Source organism: Pectobacterium colocasium (genome assembly GCF_020181655.1).
In the GTDB taxonomy this organism is placed as follows: domain Bacteria; phylum Pseudomonadota; class Gammaproteobacteria; order Enterobacterales; family Enterobacteriaceae; genus Pectobacterium; species Pectobacterium colocasium.
Genome location: NZ_CP084032.1, coordinates 2,117,627 through 2,130,445, shown reverse-complemented (window position 1 = coordinate 2,130,445; position 12,819 = coordinate 2,117,627). Strand labels below are relative to the sequence as shown.

12 protein-coding genes are annotated in these 12,819 nt (G+C 52.8%); 7 read left to right on the top strand and 5 right to left on the bottom strand.

Translation table 11 applies throughout. The annotated features are described in order from the left end of the window. The first annotated feature begins 1 nt into the window (after position 1). The 7 genes from hisD to hisIE all read left to right on the top strand — a co-directional run bounded on the left by hisD (position 2) and on the right by hisIE (position 6,201). Positions 2-1,330 (top strand): histidinol dehydrogenase, encoded by a 1,329-nt coding sequence (hisD, locus tag LCF41_RS09615; RefSeq protein WP_225087854.1) that lies wholly within the window; start codon positions 2-4, stop codon positions 1,328-1,330. Continuing rightward, positions 1,327-2,400 (top strand): histidinol-phosphate transaminase, encoded by a 1,074-nt coding sequence (hisC, locus tag LCF41_RS09610; RefSeq protein ID WP_225087853.1) that lies wholly within the window; start codon positions 1,327-1,329, stop codon positions 2,398-2,400. The genes hisD and hisC overlap by 4 nt, the downstream gene beginning before the upstream one ends. Positions 2,401-2,415: 15 nt before the next feature. Beyond that, positions 2,416-3,483 (top strand): bifunctional histidinol-phosphatase/imidazoleglycerol-phosphate dehydratase HisB, encoded by a 1,068-nt coding sequence (gene hisB / locus LCF41_RS09605; RefSeq protein ID WP_225087852.1) that lies wholly within the window; start codon positions 2,416-2,418, stop codon positions 3,481-3,483. After that, positions 3,483-4,073: an imidazole glycerol phosphate synthase subunit HisH gene (hisH, locus tag LCF41_RS09600; protein WP_225087851.1), complete on the top strand. Its 591-nt coding sequence runs from the start codon at positions 3,483-3,485 to the stop codon at positions 4,071-4,073. The genes hisB and hisH overlap by 1 nt, the downstream gene beginning before the upstream one ends. A 6-nt stretch (positions 4,074-4,079) precedes the next feature. Then, positions 4,080-4,817: a 1-(5-phosphoribosyl)-5-[(5-phosphoribosylamino)methylideneamino]imidazole-4-carboxamide isomerase gene (hisA, locus tag LCF41_RS09595; RefSeq protein ID WP_127156802.1), complete on the top strand. Its 738-nt coding sequence runs from the start codon at positions 4,080-4,082 to the stop codon at positions 4,815-4,817. Further along, complete coding sequence (hisF, locus tag LCF41_RS09590; protein WP_010277156.1) at positions 4,799-5,575, top strand: imidazole glycerol phosphate synthase subunit HisF; 777 nt, start codon at positions 4,799-4,801, stop codon at positions 5,573-5,575. The genes hisA and hisF overlap by 19 nt, the downstream gene beginning before the upstream one ends. A 62-nt stretch (positions 5,576-5,637) precedes the next feature. Next, positions 5,638-6,201, top strand: coding sequence for a bifunctional phosphoribosyl-AMP cyclohydrolase/phosphoribosyl-ATP diphosphatase HisIE (gene hisIE / locus LCF41_RS09585; RefSeq protein WP_250160554.1), 564 nt, complete (start codon positions 5,638-5,640; stop codon positions 6,199-6,201). A gap of 66 nt (positions 6,202-6,267) precedes the next feature. Here the strand turns inward: hisIE and LCF41_RS09580 are convergent, their stop codons facing one another. From LCF41_RS09580 to aroA, 5 genes are all read right to left on the bottom strand, one after another. Continuing rightward, complete coding sequence (locus LCF41_RS09580; RefSeq protein ID WP_225087849.1) at positions 6,268-7,908, bottom strand: amidohydrolase; 1,641 nt, start codon at positions 7,906-7,908, stop codon at positions 6,268-6,270. Between the two features lie 524 nt (positions 7,909-8,432). Further along, positions 8,433-8,717: an integration host factor subunit beta gene (gene ihfB / locus LCF41_RS09575; RefSeq protein WP_005967571.1), complete on the bottom strand. Its 285-nt coding sequence runs from the start codon at positions 8,715-8,717 to the stop codon at positions 8,433-8,435. 91 nt (positions 8,718-8,808) lie between these two features. Further along, positions 8,809-10,482: a 30S ribosomal protein S1 gene (rpsA, locus tag LCF41_RS09570; protein ID WP_180741250.1), complete on the bottom strand. Its 1,674-nt coding sequence runs from the start codon at positions 10,480-10,482 to the stop codon at positions 8,809-8,811. 115 nt (positions 10,483-10,597) lie between these two features. Further along, entirely contained in the window at positions 10,598-11,275 is a 678-nt protein-coding gene (gene cmk, locus LCF41_RS09565; RefSeq protein ID WP_225087848.1) for a (d)CMP kinase, read from the bottom strand. Between the two features lie 241 nt (positions 11,276-11,516). Beyond that, complete coding sequence (aroA, locus tag LCF41_RS09560; RefSeq protein ID WP_225087847.1) at positions 11,517-12,806, bottom strand: 3-phosphoshikimate 1-carboxyvinyltransferase; 1,290 nt, start codon at positions 12,804-12,806, stop codon at positions 11,517-11,519. Positions 12,807-12,819: the final 13 nt, after the last annotated feature.

The window sequence follows — 12,819 nt, the reverse complement described above, 5'->3', positions numbered from 1 at the left end:
GATGGCTGATAACACCAACGGCACCGGCAGTTTCAGCACGCTCGTCGACTGGCAACGCTGTTCAGCAGAAGAGCAGCGCCAGTTACTGACTCGCCCGGCCATTTCCGCGTCAGACCGTATTACCGCCATCGTGAGCGATATTCTGGCAAACGTGAAAAGCCGCGGTGATAGCGCGCTGCGCGACTACAGTGCCCAGTTTGATAAAGTTCAGGTGAATGCCATTCGCGTCACCGATGCCGAGATCGCCGCTGCCGCAGCGCGTCTGGGTGATGACGTCAAACAGGCGATGGCGATCGCCGTGCGTAATATCGAAACATTCCACAACGCGCAAAAGCTGCCGACTGTCGATATCGAAACGCAACCGGGCGTGCGTTGCCAGCAGCTCACTCGCCCTATCGCGACGGTCGGTCTATACATTCCCGGCGGTTCAGCGCCGTTGCCGTCAACCGTGCTGATGCTGGGAACGCCTTCACGCATCGCTGGCTGCGGTCGCGTCGTGCTGTGTTCGCCGCCGCCGATTGCCGATGAAATTCTGTATGCCGCTCAACTGTGCGGTATTAAAGAAGTCTTTCAGCTCGGTGGCGCGCAAGCGATTGCTGCGATGGCGTTTGGCACCGAGAGCGTACCGAAAGTGGACAAAATTTTTGGCCCCGGCAACGCCTATGTCACGGAAGCCAAGCGTCAGGTGAGCCAGCAGCTTGATGGCGCAGCCATTGATATGCCCGCCGGCCCCTCCGAGGTTCTGGTGATCGCCGACAGCGGTGCGACGCCAGCATTTGTCGCTTCCGACCTGCTGTCGCAGGCAGAGCACGGCCCGGATTCACAGGTCATCCTGCTCACGCCAGACGCGGCGATGGCCAAAGCCGTGGCGGATGCCGTTGAAGAACAACTCACGCAACTGTCCCGGGCGGACATCGCGCGTCAGGCGCTTGCCAGCAGCCGCGTCATCGTCGCGCGTGATTTGGCGCAGTGCGTTGAAATTAGTAACCAATATGGCCCGGAGCACCTGATCATCCAGACGCGCGACGCCGAATCACTGGTTGATAGCATCACCAGCGCAGGTTCCGTATTTCTGGGCGACTGGTCACCGGAATCCGCTGGCGACTACGCCTCCGGCACTAACCACGTTCTGCCGACCTATGGCTATACCTCAACCTATTCAAGCCTGGGTCTGGCCGATTTCCAGAAGCGCATGACCGTACAGCAGCTCACGCCGCAGGGGTTACTGCAACTGGCACCGACGATCGAAACATTGGCACAGGCCGAACAGCTGACTGCCCACAAAAACGCCGTTACCCTGCGTGTTGCAGCACTGAAGGAGCAAGCATGAGCAGCATTGAAGAACTGGCACGCGCCAACGTCCGTGCGTTAACCCCCTACCAGTCAGCCCGTCGTCTGGGCGGCAACGGGGATGTTTGGCTGAACGCCAATGAATACCCGGAAGCACCGGAATATCAGCTGACGTTGCAGACGCTGAACCGCTACCCGGAATGTCAGCCAGCGCTGGTGATCAACCGTTACGCCGAGTATGCCGGTGTACAGCCAGAGCAGGTTCTGGTCAGCCGCGGCGCAGACGAAGGGATTGAATTACTGATCCGCGCATTCTGCGAGCCGGGGAAAGACGCCATCCTGTTCTGTCCACCAACTTACGGTATGTACGCCGTCAGCGCCGAAACGTTCGGCGTGGAACGCCGCACCGTAGCCAGTAAATCAGACTGGCAGTTGGATCTCGATGCGATTGAAGCACAGTTGGACGGCACCAAAGTCGTTTACGTTTGCAGCCCGAATAACCCAACCGGCAATCTGATTGCACGGGAAGATTTACGCCAGTTGCTCACGCTGGCACAGGGGAAAGCGCTGGTTGTTATCGATGAGGCCTACATCGAATTCTGCCCGCAGGCGACCACCTCGGTCTGGCTGGACGAATTCCCCCATTTGGTGATTCTGCGTACCTTGTCCAAAGCCTTTTCGCTCGCCGGATTGCGCTGTGGCTTTACGCTGGCAAACCCTGAAGTGATTCAGCTTCTGTTGAAAGTCATTGCACCTTATCCGCTGTCCACCCCTGTGGCAGATATTGCGGCGCAGGCGCTGAGTCGTGAAGGCATCGCCAAAATGAAGGCAAATGTTGAGGAGATTACGTCCGCTCGCCGCTGGCTGAGTGATGCCTTGAAAGACATTCCCTGCATTGAAGAAGTCTTCCCCAGCGAGAGTAACTATCTGCTGGTGCGCTTTACCGCCTCCCCTTCGGTATTTAAAACGCTGTGGGATCAGGGCATTATTCTGCGTGACCAAAATAAGCAACCGAGCCTTGCGGGCTGTTTGCGCATTACTATCGGCAACCGCTACGAATGTGAACGCGTTGTTGCTGCATTACAATCATTGCCGGGCATCAACGCTTAATTTTAAGGAGCTCACGTGGGCCAGAAATACCTCTTTATCGACCGTGACGGAACACTGATTGCTGAACCGCCTGAGGATTTTCAGGTTGACCGTCTGGATAAACTGGCGCTGGAACCAGATGTCATTCCCTCGCTGCTGGCACTGCAAAAGGCCGGTTATACGCTGGTGATGATCACGAATCAGGATGGGCTGGGAACCGAGAGCTTTCCGCAGGAAACCTTCGATCCACCGCATAACCTGATGATGCAGATTCTGACATCGCAAGGCATCCAGTTTGAACAAGTGCTGATCTGTCCACATTTGCCAGCGGATAACTGCGCTTGCCGCAAGCCCAGAACTGAGCTGGTAACCCGCTATCTGAATGATGGCCTGATGGATGTGGCGCACAGCTATGTCATCGGCGACCGCCAGACCGATATCCAACTGGCGCAAAACATGGGCATTACTGGCCTGCTCTACCAGCGCGGCGGGCTGAACTGGCAAGCCATTACCAATCAGCTAACCAAGCGTAACCGTCATGCCCACGTTAACCGTGTTACGCGTGAAACCGCGATTGATGTGAACGTCTGGCTGGATCAGGAAGGCGGCAGCAAAATTAACACCGGCGTCGGTTTCTTCGATCACATGCTGGATCAAATCGCCACTCACGGCGGCTTCCGCATGAATATTGAAGTGAAAGGCGACCTGTATATTGACGATCACCACACGGTGGAAGATACCGGTCTGGCGCTGGGCGAGGCGTTGAATAAAGCACTGGGTGACAAACGCGGTATCGGTCGTTTTGGCTTTGTCCTGCCAATGGATGAGTGCCTGGCACGCTGTGCGCTGGATATTTCTGGGCGTCCACATCTGGAATACAAAGCGGAGTTCAGCTACCAGCGCGTGGGCGACCTGAGCACCGAAATGGTCGAACACTTCTTCCGTTCACTGTCTTATTCCATGGCCTGTACGCTGCACCTGAAAACCAAGGGGCGTAACGATCATCATCGTGTGGAAAGCCTGTTTAAGGTCTTCGGGCGTACGCTGCGGCAGGCAATCCGCGTCGAGGGTGATACGCTGCCGAGCTCGAAAGGAGTGCTCTGATGAAGGTCGTCATTCTTGATACTGGCTGCGCCAATCTCTCTTCGGTGACCTATGCCGTGCAGCGGCTAGGATATACACCTGTTGTTAGCCGCGAGGCCGAGATTGTCCTACAGGCAGACAAGCTGTTTCTGCCGGGCGTTGGCACCGCGCAGGCGGCGATGAATCAACTGGAAGAACGCGACCTGATTGCGCTGATCAAAGCCTGCACCCAACCTGTTCTCGGTATTTGCCTTGGTATGCAGTTACTGGGCACAAACAGCGACGAAAATGGCGGCATTTCCACGCTTGGCATTGTTGATTCGCCGGTGAAAAAGATGGTTGACCACGGCTTGCCGCTGCCGCACATGGGCTGGAATCAGGTGATTCCGAAGGCCGGACACCGTTTGTTCCGCGATATCGATGACGGCGCCTATTTCTATTTCGTTCACAGCTACGCCATGCCGGTCTGCGAAAATACGATTGCACAAGCCAACTATGGTGAAGCGTTCACCGCCGCGCTGGAAAAAGATAACTTCTTTGGCGTGCAGTTCCACCCTGAGCGTTCTGGTGCTGCGGGCGCGCAGTTGCTGAAAAACTTTCTGGAGATGTAGAGCGTCATGATTATTCCCGCATTAGATCTGATTGATGGACAGGTTGTCCGTCTGCATCAGGGTGATTATGGCCAACAGCGCCAGTACGGCAGCGATCCGCTTCCCCGCTTGCAGGATTACCAGCAGCAAGGGGCTGGCGTGCTGCACTTGGTGGATTTGACTGGAGCCAAAGATCCCTCTGCCCGCCAGATTCCGCTATTAACCACGCTGTTGGCTGGCGTGAGTGTACCGGTTCAGATCGGCGGCGGCATCCGCACCGAGCAGGACGTGGAAGCGCTATTAAAAGCCGGAGCCAGCCGTGTGGTCATCGGTTCCACCGCCGTGAAACAACCCGAACTCGTTCAGCAATGGTTCACTCGCTACGGTGCAGAAGCGCTAGTGCTGGCGCTGGACGTGCGTATCGATGCCAACGGCACGAAATTTGTCGCCATCAGCGGCTGGCAGGAAAACTCTGATGCCACGCTTGAGCAGGTCGTCGAACAGTATTTGCCGTTCGGTCTGAAGCATGTTCTGTGCACCGATATTTCCCGTGACGGTACGCTGAGCGGTTCCAACGTCGAACTCTATCGTGAAATCAGCCAGCGCTACCCGCAGATCGCCTTTCAGGCATCCGGCGGTATCGGCAATCTGGAAGATATCGCCAATTTACGCGGTAGCGGTGTGCAGGGCGTTATCGTGGGTCGTGCGCTGCTGGAAGGTAAATTTAACGTCGCGGAGGCTATTTCATGCTGGCAAAACGGATAATCCCCTGTCTGGACGTGCGTAACGGCCAGGTCGTCAAAGGCGTGCAGTTCCGCAATCACGAAATTATCGGTGACATCGTGCCACTGGCCCAGCGCTACGCGCAGGAAGGCGCCGATGAGCTGGTTTTTTATGACATCACCGCCTCTTCCGATGGCCGTGTGGTCGATAAAAGCTGGGTATCCCGCGTTGCGGAAGTCATCGATATTCCCTTTTGCGTGGCGGGCGGCATTAAGAGCGTGGAAGAAGCAGGCCAAATCCTCTCTTTCGGCGCGGATAAGATTTCCATCAACTCGCCGGCGCTGGCTGACCCAGAGCTGATTACCCGACTGGCTGACCGCTATGGCGTGCAGTGCATCGTCGTTGGGATTGATACCTGGCATGATGCCGCGACGGGTCGCTATCACGTCAATCAATACACGGGCGATGAAGCGCGCACCAAGGTTACGACCTGGGAAACGCTGGATTGGGTAGAGGAAGTGCAAAAGCGCGGTGCGGGTGAGATTGTGCTGAACATGATGAATCAGGACGGCGTGCGCAACGGCTATGATTTACACCAGTTAAATCTGGTGCGTGATGTCTGTCATGTTCCACTTATCGCTTCCGGCGGCGCAGGCACCATGGAACATTTTCTGGATGCGTTCCAGACCGCCCACGTGGATGGCGCGCTGGCAGCATCGGTGTTTCACAAGCAAATTATTAATATTGGCGAACTGAAACAATATCTTAAGCAACAGGGTGTGGAGATTCGAGTGTGTTAAGCGAAGCGGTTTTTCTAAACGACGAACAACGAAACCAACTCGATTGGGAAAAAACGGACGGTATGCTGCCTGTTGTCGTGCAACACGCGGTATCCGGTGAAGTATTGATGCTGGGCTACATGAATCAGGACGCCTTACAGGCTACGGAAGAAAGCGGTAAAGTCACGTTTTTCTCACGTACCAAGCAGCGGTTGTGGACCAAAGGCGAATCTTCCGGCCATTTCCTGAATGTCGTCTCGATTACGCCAGACTGCGATAATGATACGCTGCTGATTCTGGTTAATCCTATCGGGCCAACCTGTCATCTGGGAACCAGCAGCTGCTTCTCGCCTGCCGCCAGCGACTGGACGTTCCTTTATCAGTTGGAGCAACTGCTGGCCGAGCGTAAGCACGCTGACCCGGATAGCTCGTATACCGCACGCCTGTACGCCAGCGGCACCAAGCGCATTGCGCAGAAAGTGGGGGAAGAAGGACTGGAAACCGCACTCGCGGCAACGGTGCATGACCGCGAAGAGCTGACCAATGAAGCCGCGGATTTAATGTACCATCTGCTGGTGCTGTTGCAGGATCAGGATTTAGATCTGGCGACCATCATCAATCGTCTGAAAGATCGCCACAATAAATAAAAGTAAGCCTTTCCCCGCGTTATCGGTCAATGATAACGCGGGGTTTTAGCATGACACATCGTGACGTTAAGAGTGCTCCGCGCCTGAATGCACTTTACGTCCCCCTTTCCAGGTTTCCAGAACCGAGATATGACGCATATCGTTGACCGGGTTATTCTTATCTGCTGAGTCATAGGTCAGCGGAGAATCCGCCAGAATCACAAAGTCAGCACATTTACCTGCGACGAGCGAACCTACCCACCGATCTGCATGACATTGCCAGGCGGCATCATAGGTCGCGGCTTTAAGCGCTGCGAAACGGGAAATCCGTTCTTGATCGCGCAACACAGCAGGAGTCGCCTGTTGAGGTGCGCCTTCCATCACCCGTGAAATAGCCTGTTCCATCATGCGCAGTGGGCCAAGTGGCGTAACACCGTTATCGCTGTGTAGCGTAATCTTCATGCCGTGATCAAGCGCGGATTGGCAGCGGTCGAGGTGATCGGCCCGCTCCTCTCCCAATATGGTTTGCTGAAATGCCCAGCCCCAATACCCCACATGACCAATTAAGAAGCTAGGTGAAATACCGCGTAGCTTCATTTCAGACAGATGGTCATCAGTCAGCAGGGACGCATGTTCCAAACGATCGCGGCGCTGTTCATAAGTTGCCGATGTCACACCCGCCTCTTTAAATGACGCTAACGTTAGCCTAATGGCTTCATCGCCATTCGTATGAATCATCAACGGCCATTTATGTTGCACAACGCTCCCCACCAGCGTATTGATGCTCGTGAGAGGATCGAAGTTGAAAGCCCCCACATTTGTTTCACTCGGTGCTTTTTCATAGCGGCTGTTACAGCAATATGGAGAAGATTGATATCCCGTCAGTCCTTGATTAGAGCCATCCGAAATAATCTTGATATACGGTAAGTGAAAATGTTCATCGCCGTATCCTGGGGAGTAAGAATCAACCACGTTACTCTTAAAATCACTATCACTCGTCACGAGCAGCGCGCCACCAATCCGCACCGGACAGCCCGGCAGATGCGCCCATTTATTCAGCAAGTTCACTTGATCAAAAGCAGCCTGCTCACTTTTGGGTTCAACGCCCGCATCAAGCATATAAGTCACACCGCGCTGACTCGCCACACCAAACAAATGGTGCACTGCGGCAACTAACTTCGCCGCCAGTTCTGTTTGGGGGTAACTATTGGTCATGACGTCCACAACGGGCTTTATACCCACGATTTCTTTCAGAATGCCGTCTGATGGCGCATCAACACCTTTGGTTTTGACAAGTTTAATGGCACAGGTGTTGATATAGGCAAGGTGCATCGAGGCATTGATGACAAAAACGGGTATTTTATCCGTCACATGCTCATCAAGAATGTTGGCATTGAATTCCTTCTCTCCACCAATAAACAAGGAAGGGTCGGCACCAAAGCCAATAAGCCAGTCCGAATCGGACTTTCCCACCACCTTCTTAGCCAGATTGGATGTCACCCAGTCTCTATTATAATTTTTGCGCAATATCTGTTCTTCAAACGGGCTAACATCATTGCCGATAGCAGATAACATCGCCGTATTGATGATATGTACATGCGGTTCAATCAGACCCGGCAACAGTGTTTGCTTACCTGATAATAGGTGCTCCGATGTGTTTTTCGGCATTTTGGCCTTCACATCCTGGTATGAACCCGCTGCAACCACCCGTCCGTCATGAATTCCCATTGCTTCAACCGCAACGTCCCGCCCGTCCTCCAGCGTCAGAATCGCTTTTCCGGGGCTACCGTCTTTATTTGGCGCAGAACGGAATAATTTCGTTTCGGTAAACAGACTATTTTCTTCTTTCGGGATCTCAATTGACGTTTTAGGGAGGAATGATTTCCACAGAGGACTGCAACAGGAACAGTTTATGCTGCTGGAATGACCACACGCTTCACTCATACACTTTCCTTATTTAGAGATAACGCATTAGAAATGTTAATGTACCGAATGAAAAATAGGCAACAACCATCAAAACATCAACACCCACACAGTTGAAAATAAAAAAATTCATGTTTCGTGTGCGAATGGTCACTGAGTTGATCAAATAAGCAGGAAAGGAGAGGCGTACAGCGTAGGATAGCCCCTGATTGATCATCAGTCTAAGGCACCTATCGCGTAGCATTTTGGAGACAAGAAGAATAACGATAAACATAAAAAAAGCACCCAATAAAGGGTGCTTCTATAAGGCTGGCATTTATGATTAGCGATTAACCATAAATGTTAGCGCGGTCGCGGAGTTCCTTGCCCGGCTTAAAGTGAGGGACATACTTGCCTTCCAGCTCAACTTTGTCACCCGTCTTCGGATTACGACCTACACGCGGTGCACGGTAGTGAAGTGAGAAGCTGCCAAACCCACGGATTTCAATACGGTCGCCTTCGGCTAACGTAGAAGCCATTTGTTCAAGCATTTCTTTCACTGCATCCTCAACCACTTTGGCCGGGATATGAGATTGCTGTCCAGCAAGCCTTTCAATAAGTTCAGACTTGGTCATAGCTCCTCCAAATGCGTGGCTATCAATAACCAGGATAACTGACTACCGTTACAAGAATGAGCAACTCGCGTTGCTCATTCTACCGTTGTGATTACTCGCCTTTAGCTGCTTTGAACGCTTCTGCCATTGCGTTGGAGAAATTGCTTTCTTCAGGCTTGTTGTTGACAGTTGCGATTGCATCTTTCTCGTCAGCTTCGTCTTTCGCACGAACAGACAGGCTAACAACGCGGTTTTTACGATCAACACCGGTGTATTTTGCTTCAACGCTGTCGCCAACGTTCAGTACCAGTGTTGCGTCTTCAACGCGGTCACGAGACGCTTCAGAAGCACGCAGGTAGCCTTCTACGCCGTCTGCTAATTCAACTGTAGCACCTTTGGCGTCAACTGCTGTAACTTTACCAGTAACAATAGCACCTTTCTTGTTAACAGACAGGTAGTTATTGAACGGATCTTCAGCCAGTTGTTTCACGCCCAGGGAGATACGCTCGCGCTCTGCGTCAACCTGCAGAACAACAGCGGCGATTTCATCACCTTTCTTGTATTCGCGAACGGCTTCTTCGCCAGCCACGTTCCAGGAGATGTCGGACAGGTGCACCAGACCATCGATGCCGCCGTCCAGGCCGATGAAGATACCGAAGTCAGTGATAGACTTGATTTTACCTTCAACGCGATCGCCCTTGTTGTGGGTTTCTGCGAACAGCTGCCATGGGTTAGATTTGCACTGTTTCAGGCCCAGAGAGATACGACGACGTTCTTCGTCGATATCCAGAACCATCACTTCCACTACGTCACCAACGTTAACAACTTTGGATGGGTGGATGTTTTTGTTGGTCCAATCCATTTCGGAAACGTGTACCAGACCTTCAACGCCTTCTTCGATTTCAACGAAGCAACCGTAGTCAGTCAGGTTAGTCACGCGGCCAGTCAGACGCGTGCTTTCTGGGTAACGTTTAGCGATAGCAACCCATGGATCTTCGCCCAGTTGTTTCAGGCCCAGAGATACACGAGTACGCTCGCGGTCGAACTTCAGCACTTTAACAGTGATTTCGTCGCCCACATTGACGATTTCGCTTGGATGTTTAACACGTTTCCAAGCCATATCAGTGATATGCAGCAGGCCATCAACGCCGCCCAGATCAACGAATGCACCGTAGTCAGTAAGGTTCTTAACGATACCTTTAACTTCCATGCCTTCCTGCAGGTTTTCCAGCAGTTGATCGCGCTCAGCGCTGTTTTCAGATTCGATAACTGCACGGCGGGAAACAACAACGTTGTTGCGTTTCTGATCCAGCTTGATAACTTTGAACTCAAGCTCTTTGCCTTCCAGATGCAGCGTATCGCGAACCGGACGAACGTCTACCAGAGAACCTGGCAGGAACGCACGAATGCCGTTCAGCTCAACAGTGAAACCGCCTTTAACTTTACCGTTGATAATACCGGTAACCGTTGCAGCTTCTTCGTAGGCTTTTTCCAGCGTCAGCCATGCTTCATGACGTTTAGCTTTTTCGCGAGAAAGCAGCGTTTCACCGAAGCCATCTTCGATAGCGTCCAGAGCAACGTCAACTTCATCACCAACCTGAATTTCCAGTTCGCCTGATGCGTTCTTGAATTGCTCTACCGGAATGGCAGATTCAGATTTCAGACCGGCGTCAACCAGTACGACATCTTTGTCAATAGCAACAACAACACCGCGTACGATGGAACCAGGACGGGTTTCGATTTCTTTCAGGGATTCTTCAAAGAGTTGAGCAAAAGATTCAGTCATGTTGATAATCTTAAGGGTTTCAATTTAACGTCCATCTGGCATCCTGCTCGATGGGGTTGTTTAACATGCCCCGCTGTGCATCCTTACAGCGAGGTAAAAATTCTGTGTTCTGTGATTACGCTAAAATTTCGCGGGCATAAGCCAACGCGCGCGCTATCACTTCATCGATTGTCATTTCCGTTGAATCCAGCACCAACGCATCAGCAGCCGGTACTAACGGCGCAACAGGACGGTTGCGATCGCGCTCATCCCGTTCTTTTATCTCAGACAAAAGACGTTCAAAGTTAACATTAAAGCCTTTCCCCTGCAACTGTAGCATGCGACGTTGTGCGCGTTCTTCCGCGCTGGCATCCAGGAAAATCTTCACGGGCGCATCAGGAAAAACGACAGTACCCATATCACGACCATCGGCAATCAGCCCTGGGGCTTCACGGAAAGCACGCTGCCGACGTAATAATGCTTCACGAACACGAGGAAACGCCGCAGCCTGAGAAGCCGTATTACCCACCGCTTCTGTCCGAATTTCGTGGCTAACGTCCTCGCCTTCCAGAATGACTTTTAACTGCCCGTCTTCTGCCACAAAGCGCACATCAAGATGAGAGGCCAGCGGGACCAGTGCGTCTTCCGAACTGATATCGACATGGTGGTGTAACGCCGCCAGAGCCAAAACACGATAGATAGCTCCCGAGTCCAGCAAATTCCACTGTAAAGCTTCAGCCAATGCCTTACACAAGGTACCTTTGCCTGCGCCGCTCGGTCCGTCAACCGTAATTACCGGTGCCATCACCGTCATTTCTCTCTCCTTTAATACTGGGAAGTTCCGCTTATGCCGTTTTATGGCATCACGGAGCCTCATTATACGCATCAATGCAGAGAAAGGTTACCCAAATGCCGGAATGGTGGGAAAAATAAGGCATTCTCTGAATACAGTGCGCAATTCAGGAAGAAAACCCGAGCGCGGTTAGAGAGAAACAGGACGCGGTTAGAGAAAAACAGAGAGAAAAAAGGCACGGAGACCGTGCCTTAGAGAGAAATCAAGCCAGTTCGCTAAGGCGTGCCAACTGTTCGAAGTAGTCGGGGAAAGTTTTAGCGGTACATTTCGGATCAAGAATGGTGACCGGCGTATCCGACAGCGCCACCAGCGAGAAACACATCGCCATACGATGATCGTTGTACGTCCCGATTTCTGCCGCTTTCAGCGTGGTGGGTGGCGTAATGCGGATATAGTCGTTACCCTCTTCCACTTCCGCGCCCACTTTACGCAGTTCAATCGCCATAGCAGCCAGACGATCGGTCTCTTTCACGCGCCAGTTATAAATATTACGCAGCGTAGTCGAACCACCCTGTGCGAAAAGCGCCGTCGTCGCGATAGTCATCGCAGCATCAGGAATGTGGTTCATATCCATGTCGATCGCGTGCAGTTCACCGCGCTCACATTCGATATAATCATCTCCCCAACGCACGATCGCCCCCATTTTTTCCAGCACATCGGCGAAACGAATATCGCCCTGCACGCTATGACGGCCTACACCGGTCACGCGCACCACGCCACCTTTAATCGCCGCGGCCGCCAGAAAATAAGAGGCTGATGACGCATCGCCCTCCACCAGATAGTCACCCGGAGAGCGATACTGCTGGCGACCCGTAATAAAGAAGCGTTGATAATTCTCATTACGTACGTCAATACCAAACGCTTTCATCATATGCAGCGTGATATCGATATACGGTTTAGAAACCAAATCGCCCTGAATGCTGATTTGCGTATCCTGCGCAGCCAGAGGCGCGGTCATCAACAGCGCCGTCAGGAACTGGCTGGATACGCTACCATCGACACTGATTTCGCCGCCCTGAAAACCGCCGTGCAGACGCAGCGGCGGATAGTGTTCCTGCTCCAGATAGTCGATTTTCGCCCCGCCCTGACGCAGTGCGTCGACCAGATGCCCGATTGGCCGTTCTTTCATACGGGGCTCCCCCGTCAGCACAATATCGCCATCCGTCAGGCACAGCGCAGCGGCCAGGGGGCGCATCGCTGTACCGGCGTTCCCTAAAAACAGCTCCAGCGGTTGCGACGCCGTAAACGCCCCACCAAGCCCCGTAATCTCACAGACTGTCCGCTCAGATGACAGATGATATTCCACGCCCAGCGCGGTTAAGGCGGTCAGCATATGGCGAACATCATCACTGTCTAACAGGTTAGTCAGTCGCGTCTTTCCTTCAGACAAGGCGGCCAGCAACAGCGCACGGTTAGAGACGCTTTTTGATCCTGGAAGGTTAAGGGTACCGTTAATCAGTTTGATGGGTTGTAGGGTCAGGGATTCCTGCATGTGAAGCCTATTC